This window comes from Streptomyces sp. DSM 42067 (assembly GCF_055792885.1).
The window spans coordinates 2,057,453-2,077,919 of the sequence record NZ_CM147706.1 but is presented as its reverse complement, the minus strand read 5'-3'; the positions used below and the strand labels follow the sequence as shown (position 1 = coordinate 2,077,919).

Annotated in this window: 17 protein-coding genes; 9 read left to right on the top strand and 8 right to left on the bottom strand. The window is 70.4% G+C overall.

Going from position 1 to position 20,467, the window contains the following annotated elements; genetic code table 11:
* Positions 1-47: 47 nt before the first annotated feature.
* Positions 48-1,064, bottom strand: a complete 1,017-nt coding sequence (locus ACSMXV_RS09880; protein ID WP_473177305.1) for a DMT family transporter — start codon at positions 1,062-1,064, stop codon at positions 48-50.
* On the opposite strand from ACSMXV_RS09880, the gene ACSMXV_RS09875 reads away from it, so the two are divergent.
* Positions 1,063-2,496: an aminotransferase-like domain-containing protein gene (locus ACSMXV_RS09875; RefSeq protein ID WP_473177304.1), complete on the top strand. Its 1,434-nt coding sequence runs from the start codon at positions 1,063-1,065 to the stop codon at positions 2,494-2,496. The two genes, ACSMXV_RS09880 and ACSMXV_RS09875, sit on opposite strands and share 2 nt — an antisense overlap.
* Before the next feature lie 52 nt (positions 2,497-2,548).
* Here the strand turns inward: ACSMXV_RS09875 and ACSMXV_RS09870 are convergent, their stop codons facing one another.
* Complete coding sequence (locus ACSMXV_RS09870) at positions 2,549-3,961, bottom strand: alpha/beta hydrolase family protein (RefSeq protein WP_473177303.1); 1,413 nt, start codon at positions 3,959-3,961, stop codon at positions 2,549-2,551.
* Positions 3,962-4,096: 135 nt separating this feature from the next.
* Positions 4,097-4,756, bottom strand: a complete 660-nt coding sequence (locus ACSMXV_RS09865; RefSeq protein ID WP_473177302.1) for a TMEM175 family protein — start codon at positions 4,754-4,756, stop codon at positions 4,097-4,099.
* Positions 4,757-4,980: 224 nt separating this feature from the next.
* On the opposite strand from ACSMXV_RS09865, the gene ACSMXV_RS09860 reads away from it, so the two are divergent.
* On the top strand, positions 4,981-5,565 hold the full coding sequence (locus tag ACSMXV_RS09860; protein WP_473177301.1) for a histidine phosphatase family protein: 585 nt from the start codon (positions 4,981-4,983) through the stop codon (positions 5,563-5,565).
* 155 nt (positions 5,566-5,720) lie between these two features.
* On the opposite strand, the gene dmpG is transcribed toward ACSMXV_RS09860, so the two are convergent.
* From dmpG to ACSMXV_RS09845, 3 genes are read right to left on the bottom strand one after another with little or no spacing between them, the layout of a single operon-like run.
* A complete protein-coding gene (gene dmpG, locus ACSMXV_RS09855) occupies positions 5,721-6,752 on the bottom strand; it encodes a 4-hydroxy-2-oxovalerate aldolase (protein ID WP_473177300.1) in 1,032 nt (343 codons plus the stop codon).
* Positions 6,749-7,729, bottom strand: coding sequence for an acetaldehyde dehydrogenase (acetylating) (locus ACSMXV_RS09850; RefSeq protein WP_473177299.1), 981 nt, complete (start codon positions 7,727-7,729; stop codon positions 6,749-6,751). The genes dmpG and ACSMXV_RS09850 overlap by 4 nt, the downstream gene beginning before the upstream one ends.
* Entirely contained in the window at positions 7,726-8,538 is an 813-nt protein-coding gene (locus tag ACSMXV_RS09845) for a 2-keto-4-pentenoate hydratase (protein ID WP_473177298.1), read from the bottom strand. The genes ACSMXV_RS09850 and ACSMXV_RS09845 overlap by 4 nt, the downstream gene beginning before the upstream one ends.
* Positions 8,539-8,740: 202 nt before the next feature.
* Here ACSMXV_RS09845 and ACSMXV_RS09840 point away from each other — a divergent pair, with 202 nt between their 5' ends.
* A complete protein-coding gene (locus ACSMXV_RS09840) occupies positions 8,741-9,463 on the top strand; it encodes an IclR family transcriptional regulator (protein WP_181864411.1) in 723 nt (240 codons plus the stop codon).
* A 189-nt stretch (positions 9,464-9,652) separates the two neighbouring features.
* Here the strand turns inward: ACSMXV_RS09840 and ACSMXV_RS09835 are convergent, their stop codons facing one another.
* On the bottom strand, positions 9,653-10,114 hold the full coding sequence (locus ACSMXV_RS09835) for a DUF6314 family protein (RefSeq protein WP_473177297.1): 462 nt from the start codon (positions 10,112-10,114) through the stop codon (positions 9,653-9,655).
* A gap of 280 nt (positions 10,115-10,394) precedes the next feature.
* Between ACSMXV_RS09835 and ACSMXV_RS09830 the strand changes: the two genes are divergently transcribed.
* Positions 10,395-12,944, top strand: a complete 2,550-nt coding sequence (locus ACSMXV_RS09830) for an alpha-L-arabinofuranosidase C-terminal domain-containing protein (RefSeq protein WP_473177296.1) — start codon at positions 10,395-10,397, stop codon at positions 12,942-12,944.
* A 173-nt stretch (positions 12,945-13,117) separates the two neighbouring features.
* A complete protein-coding gene (locus ACSMXV_RS09825) occupies positions 13,118-15,337 on the top strand; it encodes an NADP-dependent isocitrate dehydrogenase (RefSeq protein WP_473177295.1) in 2,220 nt (739 codons plus the stop codon).
* 114 nt (positions 15,338-15,451) lie between these two features.
* Here the strand turns inward: ACSMXV_RS09825 and ACSMXV_RS09820 are convergent, their stop codons facing one another.
* On the bottom strand, positions 15,452-15,970 hold the full coding sequence (locus ACSMXV_RS09820) for an AAA family ATPase (RefSeq protein WP_473177294.1): 519 nt from the start codon (positions 15,968-15,970) through the stop codon (positions 15,452-15,454).
* A 197-nt stretch (positions 15,971-16,167) separates the two neighbouring features.
* Here ACSMXV_RS09820 and argC point away from each other — a divergent pair, with 197 nt between their 5' ends.
* Genes argC through ACSMXV_RS09800 form a run of 4 tightly spaced genes read left to right on the top strand, consistent with a single transcriptional unit; the run spans position 16,168 to position 20,460 of the window.
* Positions 16,168-17,196, top strand: a complete 1,029-nt coding sequence (gene argC / locus ACSMXV_RS09815) for an N-acetyl-gamma-glutamyl-phosphate reductase (RefSeq protein WP_473177293.1) — start codon at positions 16,168-16,170, stop codon at positions 17,194-17,196.
* Positions 17,193-18,347: a bifunctional glutamate N-acetyltransferase/amino-acid acetyltransferase ArgJ gene (gene argJ / locus ACSMXV_RS09810; RefSeq protein ID WP_473177292.1), complete on the top strand. Its 1,155-nt coding sequence runs from the start codon at positions 17,193-17,195 to the stop codon at positions 18,345-18,347. The genes argC and argJ overlap by 4 nt, the downstream gene beginning before the upstream one ends.
* Entirely contained in the window at positions 18,344-19,252 is a 909-nt protein-coding gene (argB, locus tag ACSMXV_RS09805; protein ID WP_473177291.1) for an acetylglutamate kinase, read from the top strand. Before argJ ends, argB begins: the two co-directional genes overlap by 4 nt.
* Positions 19,249-20,460 carry an acetylornithine transaminase gene (locus tag ACSMXV_RS09800; RefSeq protein WP_473177290.1) on the top strand — a complete coding sequence of 404 codons (1,212 nt, stop codon included), beginning with the start codon at positions 19,249-19,251 and terminating at the stop codon, positions 20,458-20,460. Before argB ends, ACSMXV_RS09800 begins: the two co-directional genes overlap by 4 nt.
* Positions 20,461-20,467 lie beyond the last annotated feature (7 nt).

Below are 20,467 nucleotides of genomic sequence, written 5' to 3'. Positions count from 1 at the left end.
AGTCCCGTCCGGGGCCAGCGTTCCGTGGCGTGTCCGTGGTCGTCAGTCTACGACCGGTGGCGGTGCTTGGACCTCTCGACGGGCGCCCATTGTGTGACGGCGATGCACACGAGCACGGCGACGGCCGTGAGCGGGGCGGCCGGTGTGAGCGTCTCGCCGAGCAGGAACACCGACCAGACGAGGGTGAGCAGCGGCTGAGCGAGCTGCAACTGGCTGGCCTTGGGGATGCCGATCGCCGCCATGCCCCGGTACCACACCACCAGGCCCACGAACTGCGACCCGGCCGCGACCCACAGGACCCCCGCCACACTGTGTGCGGTGAGGTGGACGGGCTCGTACGCCAGGGCGATCAGGGCGCCGGGCACGGCGAGCGGCAGGCAGAGGATCAGCGCCCAGCCGACGACCTGCCAGCCGGGCATCGAGCGGGCCAGCCGGCCGCCTTCGGTGTAGCCGGCGGCACAGACCAGCAGCGCCCCGAAGAGATACAGATCGGCGGAGGTGAGCGCCCCGCCGCTCTGCTGCACGGTGAACACGAGCACCGCCGCGGCACCCGCGGCCGCCGCCACCCAGAAGCTGCGGGACGGCCGGGCACCGGTGCGCAGCGCTGAGAACACGGCCGTCGTCAGCGGCAGCAGCCCGACGACCACGGCCGCGTGGGCGGTGGTGGACGTCTCGAGGGCGAGCGTGGTGAGCAGCGGGAACCCGAGGACGACACCGGCGGCGACGACGGCGAGTCCCGCCCAGTGACGGCGGTCGGGCAGCGGGATGCGCAGGGCCAGCAGGCAGCTGCCCGCGATCAGGGCTGCCAGCACACTGCGTACCGTCACCAGCGACCAGGGACCGAAGCCCTCCAGGCCCCAGGCCGTGGCGGGGAAGGTCAGCGAGAAGGCGGTGACGCCCAGCGCGGCCTGCAGGGTTCCGGTGCGACGGGCCGAGTGGCCCGGTCCGCTGGGGCCGCCGCCGGCAGCCGGTCCGGTTCCGGTCTGCTCGGGGCCCGGACGGCTTGGAGCGCCGCCGTCGACCGCTATCGCAGTGGCTGAAGTAGCGCTATCGTGTGCTCTCATGCAAGAGCGTAGCAGTGTGGATGAGCTGGCGAAACAGCTGCGGGATGAGCTTGACCGCTACTCTCCAGGCGGAAAGCTGCCGTCGAGCCGGGTGCTCGTCGAGCGCTTCCGCGTGAGCCCGGTGACCGTGTCACGGGCCCTCGCGCAGCTCGTCGCCGAGGGGCTGGTCGTCACACGCCCGGGAGCCGGCGCCTTCCGCGCACAGCCCCGCACCGCCGCGGCCCCCGTCGGCGACACCTCATGGCAGGAGGTGTCGCTCAGCGCCGACGCCACCGCCGAAGCGGTACCGCGCACCGTCGATGCCTCGGGCGTCCTCGTCAGCCTCTCCGCGCCGCCGCCCGGAGTCATCGAGTTCAACGGCGGCTATCTGCACGCATCGCTGCAGCCCGAGCGGGCGATGGCGGCGGCGCTGGCCCGGGCCGGGCGGCGGCCCGGGGCATGGAGCCGGCCGCCCGTGGACGGAGTCGCCGAGCTGCGCGAGTGGTTCGCGCGCGGGATCGGGGGCGCCATCAGCGCCGCGGAGGTACTGATCACCGCAGGCGGGCAGTCCGCGCTGACCACCGCTCTGCGGGCGCTCGCTCCACCCGGCGCACCGGTCCTCGTGGAATCGCCCACCTACCCCGGCATGCTGGCCATCGCCCGCGCGGCCGGACTGCGGCCGGTGCCGGTTCCGGTGGACTCCGGCGGTGTGAAGCCGCGTCTGCTCGCCGACGCGTTCAGGGCGACGGGCGCGCGTGTGTTCGTCTGCCAGCCGCTGTTCCAGAATCCGACGGGCGCGGTGCTCGCTCCCGAGCGGCGCGGCGAGGTGCTGGGGATCGCACGAGAGGCGGGCGCGTTCGTCGTCGAGGACGATTTCGTACGCCGTCTCGTCCACGCCGACGCCGGGCCGCTGCCCCGGCCGCTGGCCGCCGACGACCCGGACGGAGTCGTCGTACACGTCTGCTCGCTGACCAAGGTCACCTCGCCGAGCTTCCGCGTCAGCGCCCTCGCCGCCCGGGGCCCGGTCCTGGAGCGGCTGCGCGCCATCCAGGTCGTCGACACGTTCTTCGTACCGGGACCGATGCAGGAGGCGGCGCTCGAGCTCGTCGGCTCGCCCGCGTGGCCCCGCCATCTGCGGTCAGTGTCGGCCGAGTTGAAGAACCGCCGCGACACGATGACCGCCGCGCTCAGCCTGCACCTGCCCGAACTCGCCCTGCCGCACATCCCGTCCGGCGGCTACCACCTGTGGCTCCGCCTGCCCGACGGCACGGACGAGGCAGCCCTGGTGGCGGGAGCCCTCCGCGCAGGCGTCGCCGTCACCCCCGGCCGCCCCTACTTCTGCGCCGAACCCCCTGCCGCCCACCTGCGGTTGAGCTTCGCGGGCGTCGCGGGGACGGCGGAGATCACCGAGGGGGTACGGAGGCTGCGGACCGCCTGTGACGAGGTGCTCTAGCGCACCGCGAGGCCAAGGCGGCGAGGCCAGGGCCGCGAGGTCGCCGCAGAGGTCAGCTGCCTGACAGCTTCTCCTGCAGCCAGTCGAAGACGACCTCGCAGTGCTGCTGCGGGGCCATCGGGGAGCAGTGCAGCTGGGCGCCGGTGGCCGCGGTGAGCTTCACGTAGTCCTTCGGGCCCGTCAGCTTGTCGAACATCTGGCGCGGCTGGCCCGGATAGAACTGCTCGTCGTCGTAGTCGAGGACCAGTGTGGGCATCTTGATGCGGCCCACGACGCTCGTGATGTCCAGCGACTCGATGAGTCTGGCGGGGGTGGAGAAGTCGGTGAACATCTTGCCCTCGCGGGCGTCGAGCATCGCCGGCACCGAGAAGGGCTCGATGCGCTTCTTCAACGTCGCGGCCGCGGACGGAGGCAGCTCGGGGACGACCTCCTTGTTCCAGATGGTGTTGGTCTCCTCCTTGTCCGGGGTGAGGATCTCCCGGATCTCCGGAGGAAAGCCCAGCCAGGGCGCGAGCACGCCGGGCATCGCCACCAGAGCGGCGATCCTGCTCTCGAAGGCGGCAGCCCTGGGGGCCAGGCATCCGCCCATGCTCAGCCCGGTCAGGGCGATCTTGCCCGTGTCCACGTCCGAGCGGGCGGCCAGCCAGTCGACGATCGGCGTGACCACCGTCTCCCAGCGCGGCGTGAAGACCACCCGGTCCACGAAGAGAAGCTGCCCCTGACCGGGCCCGTCGTACACGAGTGCGTTCCAGCCGCGCCGCAGGGCGGCCGCAACGCCGTAGGTCCACATGTCGACGTTCTGTCCGTCGCTGCCGTTGGTGAGGATCACGGTGGGACGCCGCTCGCCGGAGCCGTCCGGCCGGAAGAACCACACAGGCAGCGGGGTCCTGCCGTACGGGACGTTCGCGGTCACCGCCGCCGGGTCGCTCAGCTCGCAGAACCTGTCCCAGGCGCCGCGCCCGGACTTGTACAACTGCTCCTCGCTGCCGGGGTCGTCGGAGCCGAGTACGAAGAACAGCGCCTGGGCGTAGTACTGAGAGGCCCGCAAGGCACGAAAGCGTGTGGTCTCCGTCCCGGGCTTGGCGCCCTCAGGCGCCTCCTTCAGCTGATCGCCGAGTTTCCTGAAGGTCTCGGTGTACGTCTGCGCGGAGAGGCCGGCCTTGTTGATCGCGTTCACGGCGGTGAGCACCTCGCCCGCCTCGGCGGCGCCGAAGCCGGATCCACCGAGCGCGAGGAGCCCGTTGAAGTTGAAGGCCGGGTCCTTGAAGAGCGTCATCGCCCCGGGTGTGGCACCGGCCGTCGGGGCGGGCGCCGACGCCGTGGGACTGGGAGTGGGCGCATTCACGGGCGACGCGCCCGAGGGGGTGCACCCGGCGGGCAGCACGGCACCCGCCCCACCGACGAGCCCGGCAAGCGCGGTGCGGCGGCTGGTGCCCGAAGCGCGATCACTCGATACGTGCGTCATGCCAGCCGAAGGTACGAGCCGCGGTTCAGGGACCCTCACCGCGACACCGGCCCTTACCCCGAACGGCGCTTCACGCGGTCCACGCTGTCTCAGGGCACCCGCCGCGCGGTTTTCTCCACGGCCGCGCGGTGTTCTCTACGGAGTCCTGCCAGGCTCGAGCCCCTGGGCGGCCGCGCGCAGGCGTTTGCCCCGCCTGCCCGTGAACGACTTGACCGGGATCAGCACCGCCCACCACAACTTCGCGCCCGTCGGGGAGACGAAGGCGAGCGGCACGGCGACGGCGAAGACCAGCACCGTCGAGGCCAGATCGGCCACATCGTTGCGCGCGACCGGATCGGGCAGCGCCGCGCTCCCCAGCCACGGGCGCTTCCACACCGCGACCGTCAACGCGAGCTGTGTGGCGCCCATGGCCGCGACGGCACCGGAGTAGACGGCCACCGACTGCGGCAGGTCCCCGTACTCGGCCAGCAGGGTGGTGGGGAACGGCATGAGGGCGATCAGCCCCAGGCTCAGCAGCCCGAGCCTGACGATCGTCCCGTCCACATCCCGCACGTACCGGAAGATCTGGTGGTGGCCCCGCCAGAACGCCGCGATGACCAGAAAACTGAGGGCGTACGCCCACAGGTTGGGCATCACATCCCTGAGCGCCTGCTCGAAACCGGCCTCGTCCAGCCCGGCGGGCAGTGCGATGTCCAGCGCCAACAGCGTCATCGCGATGGCGAACACGCCGTCCGACAGTGCGAGGAGCCGGGGCGCGCTCCCCTCGTCGTCCCGCACTCGCTGGTGGCCGTTCACAGCCTCCCACCCTAGGGTCAGTAGCCGGTAATGCCCCACAATGTTCAGATTGAGCCATCGAACGTGTTGAGCCGTCCGCCGAAGTGCCGGGGCCGCCACTGACAACGGCCCTGCCCGCGACGGAAACCAGTCGTAGGGGTGCGGAAACGGGCGTATCAGCGCGCATGAGTGTGCACGGAAAGTAAGGCCTTGACCTGGGGATTGCGGCCCACCACGATCACCGCATGCAGGTTCGGGTCACGCTCATCGCCGCCGCACGCAGTTCCTCGCTGCTCGCGGAGCGTTTCGACGACGACCGGCCGCTCGACCAGGAGGGCTGGTACGCGGTGCAGCTCGCCGCCCCCGCCCTGATGCCGCTCGCCGCCGCGGAACTCCGCTACTGCTCCCCGACCCCCCGCTGCCGGACGACCGGAGACGTCCTGGGCCTCACACCACTGGCCCAGCCCGCACTGCGCGACTGCGACATGGGCCGGTGGCGCGGGCTCACCCTCTCCGAGGTGACGGCCCGGGAACCGGCCGCCGTCGACGCATGGCTCGCCGACCCGCGTTCCGCGCCGCACGGCGGCGAGTCCCTGCTCGAGTTCATCTCGCGTGTGGGCCGCTGGCTGGACACCCGGCCCGCGGACGACGGCAGCAGAATCGTCGCCGTGGCCGAGCCCGCGGTCGTACGCGCGGCCCTCGTCTACGCCCTGAAGGCGCCCCCGTCGACGTACTGGAACATCGACGTCCGGCCTCTGTCGACGGTCACGCTCACCGGCCGGGCCGGGCGCTGGAACCTGCGACTCGACCGCGAGAGCGGGCCGGCATGAACGTGACGGTGGGCCGGTGGACGCCATGGCACCCACCGGCCCGCCTGGGAGTACCTCCCATGCCCTTGGACCGACCGGCAAATGGGGGGGAGGATCAGACCTGCCGCATCACCTGCCGGCTGCCGGATCAAACCTGCCGGATCAGATCAGCCGGGTCAGACCTGCGCGGTCGTACGCGCCGCCAGGTCAAGCGCGACGTCCGTGATCATGTCCTCCTGGCCGCCGACCATGCCGCGCCGGCCGACCTCGACCAGTATGGCGCGGGTGTCGAGGCCGTAGCGGGCGGCCGCGGACTCGGCGTGGCGCAGGAAGCTCGAGTACACGCCCGCGTAGCCGAGGCTCAGCGTCTCGCGGTCCACGCGGACCTCGCGGTCCTGCAGGGGGCGGACGATGTCGTCGGCCGCGTCCATGAGCGGGAACAGGTCGCAGCCGTGCTTCCAGCCCATGAGGTCGGCGACGGCGATGAACGCCTCCAGCGGGCAGTTGCCCGCACCCGCGCCCTGACCGGCGAGCGAGGCGTCGACGCGCGTGCAGCCGTTCTCCACGGCCACCACGCTGTTGGCGACGCCCAGGGCCAGGTTGTGGTGGGCGTGGACGCCCAGCTCGGTGGCCGGGTCGAGGACATCGCGGTAGGCGCGGAAGCGGTCGCGCACGCCGTCCATGGTCAGGCGGCCGCCGGAGTCGGTGACGTACACGCAGTTGGCGCCGTACGACTCCATGAGCTTGGCCTGGCGGGCGAGTTCGGCCGGCTCGGCCATGTGGGACATCATCAGGAACCCGGCGACGTCCATGCCCAGCTCCCGGGCGGCGGCGATGTGCTGGGCCGAGATGTCGGCCTCGGTGCAGTGGGTGGCGACGCGCACCGAGCGGATGCCGAGCGCGTGGGCCTGCTTGAGGTCGTGCAGCGTGCCGATGCCGGGCAGCAGCAGGGTGGTGGGGATCGCGGTGCGGGAGACGTCCGCGACGGCCTCGATCCACTCCCAGTCGGTGTGGGCGCCGACGCCGTAGTTGATGCTGGAACCGGACAGGCCGTCGCCGTGGGCGATCTCGATGGCGGCGACACCGGCCGCGTCCAGGGCGGCGGCGATCGTACGGGCCTGCTCGACGGTGTAGCGGTGCCGGACAGCGTGCATGCCGTCGCGCAGGGTGACGTCCTGGATGTACAGGCTGGGTGCGGTCGTGGTCATCGGGCTGCCACCTTGCTGGAGCGGTGTGCGGCCATGCGCTCCGCGGTGCGCAGCGCGGCCGAGGTCATGATGTCGAGGTTTCCTGCGTACGACGGCAGGTAGTGGGCGGCGCCCTCGACCTCGAGGAACACCGACACCTTCACCGCGTCGGTCTCGCGGGCGCCTTCCGGGAGGAGGCCGCGCAGCGGGTCGTCGGCCGGGACACGGTCGAACTGCACCTTCTGCTTGAGGCGGTATCCGGGCACGTAGCCCTGGACGCGGCCGACCATCTCCTCGATGGAGGCGGTGACCGCCTCCTGGTCGCACTCCGAGACCAGGCAGTGCACGGTGTCGCGCATGATCAGAGGCGGCTCGGCCGGGTTGAGGATGATGATCGCCTTGCCGCGCGCGGCGCCGCCCACCTTCTCGATGGCCGAGGACGTGGTCTCGGTGAACTCGTCGATGTTGGCCCGGGTGCCGGGGCCCGCGGAGCGAGAAGAGATCGAGGCGACGATCTCGCCGTAGTGCACGGGCGTCACGGCCGAGATAGCGGAGACGATCGGGATCGTGGCCTGCCCACCGCAGGTGACCATGTTGACGTTGCCCGCGTCGAGGTTGTCGTCGAGGTTGACCGGCGGCACCACGTAGGGGCCGATGGCGGCCGGGGTCAGGTCGACGACGGTGCGGCCCAGGTCGCGCAGCACCTTGTCGTTGTAGCGGTGGGCACCGGCTGACGTGGCGTCGAAGACGATCTCCACATCGGCGAACTCGTCCATCTTGACGAGGCCGTCCACGCCCTCGTGGGTGGTGGCGACCTTGAAGCGGCGGGCGCGCGCCAGGCCGTCGGACTCCGGGTCGATACCGACCATCACGCCCATCTCGAGGGTCTCGGAGAGACGCAGCACCTTGATCATGAGGTCGGTGCCGATGTTGCCCGAGCCGATGATGGCCACCTTGGTGCGGGCGCCGGCTGCGGGTGCGGGAGTGGTGGTGCTCACCGGTTGTCTCCTTCGGGGGCGAACGCGACCCGGACCGTGCCCAGGCCGGAGATGGATGCCTCGAACGCGTCGCCCGGGGCCGCGACGGCCATCGGGCCGAGCGCACCGGTCAGGACGATGTCTCCGGCGCGCAGGGGGTCGCCCGCGGCGGCGAGGGTGGAGGCGAGCCACACGGCGGCGTTGAGCGGGCCGCCCAGGCAGTCGGCGCCGGTCCCCTCGGAGACCACCTTGTCGCTGCTGGTCATCGACATCCGGACGCCGCGCAGGTCCACCTGCGTCAGCGGTACGGGCGTGCCGCCGAGGACGAACAGGCCGGAGGAGGCGTTGTCGGCGACGGTGTCGACGATGGTGATGTCCCAGCCGGCGATACGGCTGTCGACGATCTCCAGGGCGGGCAGCGCGAAGTCGACCGCGCGCAGCACATCGGCCACGGTGCAGTCGCGGTGCGGCAGGTCGGCGCCGAGGACGAGGGCGACCTCGGCCTCCACCTTGGGCTGCAGCAACCGCCCGGCCTCGACCGTGCCGCCGTCGGCGACGGCCATGTCCGCGAACAGCGCGCCGAAGTCCGGCTGGTCGACGCCGAGTTGAGCCTGGACGGCAGGCGATGTCAGGCCGATCTTGCGGCCGACGATACGGCGGCCCGCGGCCACGCCGCGCTCGACGTTCAGCCGCTGCACGGCGTACGCGGACTCGACGTCCCCGTCTGCGAAGAGGGTGCGCACCGGCGGGCAGGCGACGCCCGTACGGGTGGCCTCCACCAGGGCGTCGGCGGCCTTGGTCGCCGCCGGGGAGACGGCGCCGGCGCTCATGAGCACCGCCGGGGGGTGCTGGACGTGGTGCGGGGCGCTGACATGCGACACCTCCGGGGACGGGACGGGACAGGTGCGGGATACGAGTGCGGGTTACGGCAGCCGGTGTGGGCAGCCCGTGCCTGCGACACCTCCGGTATAGACGGGGCGTCGTACATGCGCCAAAATTTGTTCCGTGACACGGAACAGCTCGGGCGGCAACATGCTGGACAAGGCCGTCACCCTCCTCGAAACCTTCCGTCCGGACGGCGGGACGTACCGCCTGACGGAACTCGCGGAGCGCACCGGCCTGACCAAGACCACCGCCTTCCGGCTCGCCGCCGACCTCGTACGGCTCGGACTCCTGGAGCGCACCGGCGACACCTACCGGCTCGGTGGGAAGCTCTTCGAACTGGGCTCGCTGGTCCCGCGCCGGCAGGACCTGCGCGAGGCGGCGCTGCCGTTTCTGCAGGACCTCTTCGAGGCCACCCGCGAGACCGTGCACCTCGGGGTGCGGGAGGGCCACGAGGTCGTCTACGTCGAGCGGATCCACGGGCACGACGTACTGCCACTGCCCTCCCGGATCGGCGGCAGGCTCCCGCTCACCTGCACCGGTGTGGGCAAGGCCCTGCTGGCCTTCTCAGGCGCCGACCTCACCGAGGAGGTGCTCGCCAAGCCCCTGCCCAGCCTGACCCCGCACTCGATCACCGACCCGGCACGCCTGCGTACGGCGATCGAGCAGGCCCAGGTGTCCGGCCTCGCGTACGAGGAGCAGGAGGCCGCCCTCGGGGTCAGCTGCATCGCCGCGCCCGTCTTCGACGGAGCGGTGGCCGTCGCCGCGCTCTCGGTGGCCGTGCCGAGGGCCCGGTACCGACCGGCGCAGCTCGCACCGGCGGTGCGGACGGCTGCGCTGGGGCTTTCGCGGGTGCTGCGGTCCGGCGCCTGACCCCTGTCCGCCTTAGACCGACCGGCAAATGGGGGGCGGCGTCGCGCGGCTGGGCACGCACATCTGCGGCGTTGTCGTCAGTCAACAACGCTCCGCGTTGCCTCCCTCCTCCGCCTTGCAGCTGCACGCACCCAGCCCCGCTCCTTCTCCCACCCCCCATTTGCCGGTCGGTCTCATTGCCGGCCGGCACTACCGCCGCGTGTACTCGGTGACGAGAAGCAGGTCCTTCGCCGGACCTGCCACCCGCCACACGGTCCGCCACCGTTCGGCGCTGTGCACGGTGAACTCGCCCCGGTAGAGGTCCGCTGAGCAAGGATGGTCCGCCACATGGCGGCCCGACCTCAGGTCCAGGTCGTGGAACGGGCGGCCGTCCGAGAACTGCACGAGGGCCGTTCCGGGTGGGTCGCCGGGCAGAAACCGGAGGGTGCGCTCGGCGGGGCGGGGCGTGCCCTGCCATACGAAGGTGCCGGACTCGTGGTGCACCAGGCCCGCGCCCTCCCCTTCGCAACCGCTGCTCGCCAGCCGCCCGAAGACGGTCGTGCCGGTGAAGGTCCCCTCGGCGCCGCTCGCAAGGTCCCGTACGGAGCGGGCCACACCCCAGCTTCCGGTCAGATAGGCCAGTACATCCGGCACCGGCCAGAGTTCGCCCATCGCCTGCCGCCTCCCTGTCAGCTGGACCGGATCCGAGCCTACCCGCGCGGGAATCGCGCAGGTCATCGCCGGTGCCTGCACCGGGTGACCGGGCCCGCCAGACCCCGGGGGCAGTTCCGAGACGTTCCGTCAAGGGCCTCCCGCGGCTGATGAGTTGGAACCGCCGTCCGCCACACCAGTCGCTGCGCGACCCATTGACCAACCCCCGCCCCCTCCCTATCTTGCCGTTCGAGTTGTTGACCGCCGTCCGATATTCCGAACAACGAGCCGCGGAGTATCCATGCCACGCAGCCGCACCCACACCCCCACCCGCACGCGCAATCGCTGGAGACTCGGCCTCACGGCCACCGCTCTCCTGACCGCTACCGCCGTCGTCCCGGCCCCCGTGAACGCCGCCACGGAAGACGCCGCCGACTACGCGATCACCGTCGACCCGAAGGGCTCGGGCGCGAAGATCGACGACACGATGTACGGGGTCTTCTTCGAGGACATCAACCGTGCCGCCGACGGCGGGCTCTACGCCGAGCTCGTGCAGAACCGGTCCTTCGAGTACAGCACCGATGACAACCGCTCCTACACGCCGCTGACCTCCTGGGCGACCACCGGTTCGGGCGCGGCGAAGGTCGTGAACGACGACGGCCGCCTGAACGAGCGGAACCGCAACTACCTCCGCGTGGACCTCGACGGCTCGACCGCCGGCACGGGCGTCGCCAACTCCGGCTACAACACCGGCATCAGAGTCGAGAAGGGCAAGAAGTACGACTTCTCCGTGTGGGCCCGCACCGACAGCGCCGACGGAACGCCCCTCACCGTGTCCCTCGCGAGCAGCGACGGCACCACGCTCGCCCCCTCCCTCGACCTCACCGCCCGGGGCGACACGTGGGCGAAGTACACGGGCACGCTGACGGCGGTCACCGACAGCACCGCCGGCCGCCTCGCCGTCACCGCACACGGCAGCGGCACCGCCCGCCTCGACATGGTCTCGCTCTTCCCGCGCGACACCTTCAAGGGCCGCCCGAACGGCCTGCGCAAGGACCTCGCCGAGAAGGTCGCCGCCCTGCACCCGGGCTTCGTCCGCTTCCCCGGCGGCTGCCTGGTCAACACCGGCAGCATGGAGGGCTACGACGAGGCGTCCGGCTGGCAGCGCAAGCGCTCGTACCAGTGGAAGGACACCATCGGCCCGGTCGAGCAGCGCGCGACCAACTCCAACTTCTGGGGCTACAACCAGAGTTACGGCCTCGGCTACTACGAGTACTTCCAGTTCTCCGAGGACGTCGGCGCGATGCCGCTGCCCGTCGTCCCGGCCCTGGTCACCGGCTGCGGCCAGAACCAGGCCGTCGACGACGACGCGCTGCTCAAGCGGCACATCCAGGACACCCTCGATCTGATCGAGTTCGCCAACGGCCCGGTCACCAGCGACTGGGGCAAGAAGCGGGCGCAGATGGGTCACCCCAAGCCCTTCCACCTCACCCACATCGGGGTCGGCAACGAGGAGAACCTGCCGAACGAGTTCTTCGCCCGGTTCAAGCAGTTCCGCGCCGCGATCGAGGCCGAGTACCCCGACATCACGGTGATCTCGAACTCCGGGCCTGACGACGCGGGCACCACCTTCGACACCGCGTGGAAGCTCAACCGCGAGGGCAACGTCGACATGGTCGACGAGCACTACTACAACAGCCCCCAGTGGTTCCTGCAGAACAACGACCGCTACGACTCGTACGACAGGAACGGCCCCAAGGTCTTCCTCGGTGAGTACGCCTCCTGGGGCAACGCCTTCAAGAACGCCCTCGCCGAAGCCGCGTTCATGACCGGCCTGGAGCGCAACGCGGACGTCGTGAAGCTGGCCTCGTACGCCCCGCTGTACGCCAACGAGGACTACGTGCAGTGGAGCCCCGACATGATCTGGTTCAACAACCACGCGTCGTGGGGTTCCGCCAACTACGAGGTCCAGAAGCTCTTCATGAACAACGTCGGTGACCGCGTCGTGCCCAGCACGGCCACCACCACGCCGAGCGTCACCGGCCCGATCTCGGGCGCCGTGGGCCTGTCGACCTGGGCGACCACCGCCGCGTACGACGACGTCAAGGTCACCGGCGAGGACGGCACCACGCTGCTCAGCGACGACTTCTCCGGCGACGCCTCGAAGTGGAACCACACGGGCGGCGGCAGCTGGAGCATCCAGGACGGGCAGTACGTGCAGACCGACGTGGCCGCCGAGAACACCATGGTCTCGGCCGGCGACCCGGCCTGGCACGACTACGACCTGCAGGTGAAGGCCACCAAGAAGTCCGGCAAGGAGGGCTTCCTCGTCGCCTTCGGCGTGAAGGACACCGGCAACTACTACTGGTGGAACCTGGGCGGCTGGAACAACACCCAGTCCGCGGTCGAGCAGGCCGTGGACGGCGGCAAGTCCACGCTCATCTCCAAGGCAGGCACGATCGAGACGGGCCGCACCTACGACATCCACATCAAGGTGCGCGGCCGCCAGGTGACCCTGTACCTCGACGGCCAGGAGTGGGGCAGCTTCACCGACGACAAGCCCGCCGAGCCGTTCCGCCAGGTCGTCACGCGCGACGCGAAGACCGGCGACCTGATCGTCAAGGTCGTCAACGCCCAGTCCGCGGACGCCCGCACCGCGATCGACCTCGGCGGGGCGAAGGTGGGAGACAAGGCCGCCGTCACCACGCTGAAGGCGGCGCCCGACGCCGTGAACACCGAGACGGCCACGCCGGTCGCGCCCGTGACGTCCACCTTCGACGGGGTCGCCGACAAGTTCACGTACACCTTCCCGGCCAACTCGATCACATTCCTGAGGATCAAGGAGGGCTGATTCCCAGGGGTCTCGCACCGCCCGCCGCCTGCGGGCGGTGCATGATCCGTTCCCACGGCAGCGGCCGCCCGGAGCGCAGTCGCTGCCGTGCCGTGCGGGGCCCTTTCGGCAAGAGCCCTCTCACGAGATATCTTGATGTCGAGCAATGTTGCAGACGTGGAGCGGAGCACCCGGTGACTGACTCGACCATCATCTATACGCACACTGACGAGGCCCCGGCCCTGGCGACGTATTCGTTCCTGCCGGTGATCCAGGCGTACGCCTCGCAGGCCGGTGTCACTGTGGAGACCCGTGACATCTCGCTGGCCGGGCGCATCATCGCCGTCTTCCCGGAGTACCTGGAGGAGGGTCAGTGCATCCCGGACGCGCTCGCGGAGCTCGGTGAGCTCGCGAAGACGCCCGAGGCCAACATCATCAAGCTGCCGAACATCTCGGCCTCCATCCCGCAGCTGAAGGCCGCGATCACCGAGCTCCAGGGCCAGGGCTACGCGCTTCCGGACTACCCGGACGACCCCAAGACCGACGAGGAGCGCGAGATCCGCGCCCGCTACGACAAGATCAAGGGTTCCGCCGTGAACCCGGTCCTGCGTGAGGGCAACTCCGACCGCCGCGCCCCCGCCTCGGTCAAGAACTACGCCAAGACCCACCCGCACCGCATGGGCGCCTGGACCTCCGAGTCCAAGACGAACGTCGCGACGATGGGCGTCGACGACTTCCGCTCCACCGAGAAGTCCGCGGTGATCTCCGAGGCCGGCTCGCTCCGTATCGAGCTGAAGGGCGACGACGGCTCCACCACCGTCCTGCGCGAGTCCGTACCGGTCCTCGAGGGCGAGGTCGTCGACGCGTCCGTCATGCGCGTGGCCGCGCTGCGCGAGTTCCTCGCCGCGCAGGTCGCCCGCGCCAAGGAGGAGGGCGTCCTCTTCTCCGTGCACCTCAAGGCCACGATGATGAAGGTCTCCGACCCGATCGTCTTCGGCCACGTCGTGCGCGCCTTCTTCCCGAAGACGTTCGCCAAGTACGGCGAGGTCTTCGCCGCGGCCGGCCTGACCCCGAACGACGGCCTCGGCGGCATCTACAAGGGCCTCGAGTCCCTGCCCGAGGGCGCCGAGATCAAGGCCTCCTTCGACGCGGAGCTCGCCGAGGGCCCGTCCCTGGCGATGGTCGACTCCGACAAGGGCATCACCAACCTGCACGTCCCGTCCGACGTGATCGTCGACGCCTCCATGCCGGCGATGATCCGCACCTCCGGCCACATGTGGGGCCCGGACGGCCAGGAGGCCGACACCCTCGCGGTCCTGCCGGACAGCAGCTACTCGGGCGTGTACCAGGCCGTCATCGACGACTGCCGCGCCAACGGCGCCTACGACCCGTCGACCATGGGCTCCGTCCCGAACGTCGGCCTCATGGCGCAGAAGGCCGAGGAGTACGGCAGCCACGACAAGACCTTCGAGATCCCGGCCACGGGTACCGTCCGCCTCGTCGACCAGGCCGGCAACGTCGTCCTGGAGCAGACCGTCTCCGCCGGCGACATCTTCCGCGCCTGCCAGACCAAGGACGCCCCGATCAAGGACTGGGTGAAGCTGGCCGTCACCCGCGCCCGCGCCACCGGCGACCCGGCCGTGTTCTGGCTCGACGAGACCCGCGCGCACGACGCCAACCTGATCGCCAAGGTCAAGCAGTACCTGCCGGAGCACGACACCGAGGGCCTGGACATCAAGATCCTGTCCCCGGTCGAGGCGACCAAGCTCTCCGTGGAGCGCATCCGCCGCGGCGAGAACACCATCTCCGTCACCGGCAACGTGCTGCGTGACTACCTGACCGACCTGTTCCCGATCCTGGAGCTGGGCACCAGCGCCAAGATGCTGTCGGTCGTCCCGCTGATGGCGGGCGGCGGCCTCTTCGAGACGGGCGCCGGCGGCTCCGCGCCGAAGCACGTCCAGCAGTTGGTCAAGGAGAACTACCTGCGCTGGGACAGCCTCGGTGAGTTCTTCGCGCTCGCGGCCAGCTTCGAGCACCTCGCACAGACCGCGGGCAACGCGCGCGCCCAGGTCCTCGCCGACACGCTCGACCGCGCGACGGCGACCTTCCTCAACGAGGACAAGTCGCCGACCCGCCGCGTCGGTGGCATCGACAACCGCGGCAGCCACTTCTACCTGGCGCTCTACTGGGCGCAGGAGCTGGCGAAGCAGACCGACGACGCGGACCTGGCCAAGGCCGTCGCCCCGCTCGCCGAGACGCTCACCGCGCAGGAGCAGACGATCGTCGACGAGCTGATCGCGGTCCAGGGCAAGCCGGCCGACATCGGCGGCTACTACCAGCCCGACCCGGCCAAGGCCGCAGCCGTCATGTGTCCGTCGAAGACCTTCAACCAGGCGCTCGCGACCCTCGCCTGACGAGGGCCCTCTGTCCGCACCGTTCCGCCCCGGCCGGTACTTCCGGCCGGGGCGGTCGCGTCTCTGTGTTCCGGCCGGGGCGGTCGCTGCAACGCGTGGCGGGCGGATCAAGCCTCAGCCCTTGACGGCCTCCGCGATCTGCAGGGCGGCCTGGGCGGGCGTGAGGTGCGTGGTGTCGACGACCTCGGCCTCGCCGTGCAGCCACGTGCGGGCCGCCTCGGCGTAGGGCTCGAGGTATTTGAGGCGGAAAGGGGAGGGGACAGGATGGTCCCCCTCGATGCGCCCGCGGAGGGTGTCCTGGTCAGCGTGGAGGACGAAGTGCCTTATCGGGATGTCATGTTGGGCGAGGCCCGTGCTGATCTCGCGCCAGTACTGCTCGACCAGGACAGTCATGGGCATCACCAGGGTGCCGCCGGTGTAGTCGAGTACGCGGCGGGCGGTCTCGACGACTAGCTGCCGCCACGGCGGCCAGTGCTGGAAGTTGTCCGTCTCCGGCAGCCCGGGCGTGATGTCCATGAGCGTCTCGCCGACCTTCTCGGCGTCGAACACCCGTGAATCCGGGAGGAGTGGCTGCACGAGTGCACTGGTCGTCGTCTTGCCTGCGCCGTGGGTGCCGTTGAGCCATACGATCATGGGCCCGACGCTAGCGGTGTGTGGGCCGCGGGCCCGTGCCGATCACGTCACAGAACGGCAATGAACCGCTCAGGCCCGCCAAGTCACGCGCTCATCCGCCATCTCAGAGACTCAGTCTCATGAGGTGCGTCCGCGGGCCCTCAATTGCATAAAAGTGCGGCACAGCGTATAGTCATGCCATCCAGGAGGAGGGTTCCATGACGGTACGCGCAGCAGTGGCAGGGGCAAGCGGATACGCGGGCGGGGAACTGCTGCGTCTGCTTCTCGTGCACCCGGAAGTGGAGATCGGCGCCCTGACCGGCAACTCCAACGCAGGTCAGCGACTCGGTGCGCTCCAGCCGCACCTGCTCCCGCTCGCCGACCGCGTCCTGGAGCCGACGACCGCCGAGGTCCTGGCAGGCCATGACGTCGTCTTCCTCGCCCTGCCGCACGGCCAGTCCGCCGCCGTCGCCGAGCAGCTCGGCCCCGATGTCCTCGTCGTGGACATGGGCGCCGACTTCCGGCTGAAGAACGCGGCCGACTGGGAGAAGTTCTACGGCTCCGCGCACGCCGGGACCTGGCCCTACGGCCTCCCCGAACTGCCGGGCGCCCGCGCAGCGCTGGAGGGGTCCAAGCGCATCGCGGTGCCCGGTTGCTACCCCACGGCCGCCTCGCTCGCGCTCTTCCCGGCGTACGCGGCGGGGCTCGCCGAACCCGACGCGGTGATCGTCGCCGCCTCCGGCACCTCCGGCGCCGGCAAGGCGCCCAAGCCGCATCTGCTGGGTTCCGAGGTCATGGGTTCCATGTCGCCGTACGGCGTGGGCGGTGTCCACCGGCACACGCCCGAGATGATCCAGAACCTCAGCGCCGCCGCCGGTGAGACGGTCACCGTCTCCTTCACGCCGACCCTCGCGCCCATGCCCCGCGGCATCCTCGCCACGTGCACCGCCAAGGCGAAGCCGGGCACCACCGCCGAGTCCGTCCGGGCCACGTACGAGAAGGCCTACGCCGACGAGCCGTTCGTCCACCTGCTGCCCGAGGGACAGTGGCCCGCGACCGCATCCGTGTACGGCTCCAACGCCGTTCAGGTGCAGGTCGCGTACGACGAGGCGGCAGGTCGCGTGATCGCCATCAGCGCCATCGACAATCTCGCCAAGGGCACCGCCGGCGGTGCCGTCCAGAGCATGAACATCGCCCTCGGCTTCGCCGAGGAGACTGGTCTTTCCACGATCGGAGTCGCACCGTGAGTGTCACGGCAGCAAAGGGATTCACGGCGGCGGGCGTCGCTGCCGGGATCAAGGAGAACGGCAACCCCGACCTGGCCCTCGTGGTCAACAACGGGCCCCGTCTGGCCGCCGCGGGCGTCTTCACCTCCAACCGCGTCAAAGCCGCGCCCGTCCTGTGGTCCGAGCAGGTGCTGAAGGGCGGGCAGGTGTCCGCCGTCATCCTCAACTCCGGCGGCGCCAACGCCTGCACGGGCCCGAAGGGCTTCCAGGACACGCACGCCACCGCCGAGAAGGTCGCCGAGGTCCTCGAAGGGCACAACGCGGGCGAGGTCGCCGTCTGCTCGACCGGCCTCATCGGCGTACTGCTGCCCATGGACAAGCTGCTGCCCGGCGTCGAGCAGGCCGCGGCCGCGCTGAGCGAGCACGGTGGCGAGAAGGCCGCCATCGCCATCAAGACCACCGACTCCGTCCACAAGACGGCCGTCCAGCAGGGCGATGGCTGGACCGTGGGCGGCATGGCCAAGGGTGCCGGCATGCTCGCCCCCGGCCTCGCCACCATGCTCGTCGTCCTCACCACCGACGCCGACCTGGACAGCGAGACCCTCGACAAGGCGCTGCGCGCGGCCACGAAGGTCACCTTCGACCGGGTCGACTCCGACGGCTGCATGTCCACCAACGACACGGTCCTGCTGCTCGCCTCAGGCGCGTCCGGCGTCACCCCGGAGTACGCCGAGTTCGCCGAGGCCGTACGGAAGGTCTGCGACGACCTCGGCCGGCAGCTCATCGGCGACGCCGAGGGCGCCAGCAAGGACATCAAGGTCGAGGTGATCAACGCGGCGACCGAGGACGACGCCGTAGAGGTGGGCCGCTCCATCGCCCGCAACAACCTCCTCAAGTGCGCCATCCACGGCGAGGACCCCAACTGGGGCCGTGTCCTCTCCGCCATCGGCACGACCAAGGCGGCCTTCGAGCCGGACCAGCTGAACGTCGCCATCAACGGCGTGTGGGTCTGCAAGAACGGCGGCGTCGGCGAGGACCGCGAGCTCGTCGACATGCGGTACCGGGAGGTCGTCGTCACCGCCGACCTCGCCGCCGGGTCCGAGTCCGCGACGATCTGGACGAACGACCTGACCGCGGACTACGTCCACGAGAACAGCGCCTACTCGTCATGACCAATACGACGCGGAAGCACACCGCACTCCCCAAGGCGCAGATCCTCATCGAGGCGCTGCCCTGGCTGACCCGGCACCACGGCAAGACCGTCGTCATCAAATTCGGCGGCAACGCGATGGTGAACGAGGAGCTGAAGGCGGCCTTCGCCCAGGACGTGGTCTTCCTGCGGCACGCCGGGCTCAAGCCGGTCGTCGTGCACGGCGGCGGCCCGCAGATCAGCGCCCAGCTCGACAGACACGGCCTGGTCAGCGAGTTCAAGGCCGGGCTGCGGGTCACGACGCCCGAGGCGATGGACGTCGTACGCATGGTCCTCGCAGGGCAGGTCCAGCGCGAGCTCGTCGGGCTGCTCAACCAGCACGGCCCGTTCGCGGTCGGCATGACCGGCGAGGACGCGCACACGATCACCGCCACCAAGCACCAGCCCGAGATCGACGGCGAGCTCGTCGACATCGGGCGGGTCGGCGAGATCACCGAGATCGACACGGGTGCGATCGAGGCGCTCCTTGCGGACGGCCGGATCCCGGTCATCTCCTCGATCGCCCGTTCACAGGACGACGGACATGTCTACAACGTCAATGCTGATACGGCGGCTGCGGCTCTCGCTGCGGCGCTGGGTGCCGAGACCCTGATGGTCCTGACCGACGTCGAGGGCCTCTACGAGGACTGGCCGAACTCCGACGAGGTCATCAGCCGGCTCACCGCGAGGGAGCTGGAGAAACTGCTGCCGGACCTGTCCAGCGGCATGGTGCCGAAGATGGAGGGCTGCCTGCACGCCGTGCGTAACGGCGTCAACACCGCGCGCGTGATCGACGGCCGGGTCCAGCACTCGATCCTGCTGGAGATCTTCACGGACGAGGGCATCGGCACGATGGTCGTGCCCGACGAGGAGGGGGACCCCGTATGACCGGCAATCAGGAGCTGACCCAGCGGTGGCAGGGCGCGCTCATGGACAACTACGGCACTCCGCGGCTGCCCCTCGTCCGCGGCGAGGGCGCCCGGCTGTGGGACGCCGACGGCAAGGAGTACCTGGACTTCGTCGGCGGTATCGCGGTCAATGCGCTGGGCCACGCCCATCCCGCGATCGTCGAGGCCGTCAGCAAGCAGATCGGGTCCCTCGGTCATGTCTCCAACCTCTTCATGGCCGAGCCGCCCATCGCGCTCGCCGAGCGGCTGCTGCAGCTCTTCGGACGCGACGGCCGCGTGTACTTCTGCAACTCCGGGGCCGAGGCCAACGAGGGCGCCTTCAAGATCGGGCGGCTCACCGGGCGTAAGCACATGGTCGCCACGCAGGGCGGCTTCCACGGCCGGACCATGGGCGCCCTGGCGCTGACCGGCCAGCCCGGCAAGCAGGAGCCCTTCCTGCCGCTGCCCGGTGACGTCACGCACGTGCCGTACGGGGACGTGGAGGCCCTCCGGGCTGCCGTCACCGAGGAGACGGCCCTTGTGATCATCGAGCCCATCCAGGGTGAGAACGGCGTCGTCGTGCCGCCCGTCGGCTACCTCAAGGCGGCCCGCGAGATCACCCGGGCCACGGGCACCCTTCTCGTCCTCGACGAGGTGCAGACCGGCGTGGGCCGGACCGGCCACTGGTTCGAGTACCAGGCACACGAGGGCGTCGAGCCCGACATCGTCACACTCGCGAAGGGTCTCGGTGGCGGACTGCCCCTGGGCGCGACCGTCGCGTTCGGCGAGACCGCCGAGCTGCTGAAGCCGGGCCACCACGGCACGACCTTCGGCGGCAACCCGGTGGCGTGCGCCGCCGGACTCGCCGTACTCGACACGATCGCCGCCGAGGGCCTGCTCGAGAACGTGAAGCGGGCGGGGGAGAAGCTGCGGGACGGAACCGAGGGCGCCGACGGCGGTTCTCGTCACCCGTTGATCGACTATGTCCGAGGCTCGGGCCTGCTCCTGGGTATCGTGCTCACCGAGCCGCTCGCACCGCAGGTGCAGCAGGCGGCTCAGGACGCCGGCCTCCTGGTGAACGCGCCCGCCCCGAACGTCGTACGGCTCATGCCGCCGCTGAACCTCCGCGACGACGAGGTGGACGCCTTCCTGCGGGCGCTGCCCGGTGTCCTCGACGATGCTTACGGGGACGGACGATCCGGGGAATGAGACGACG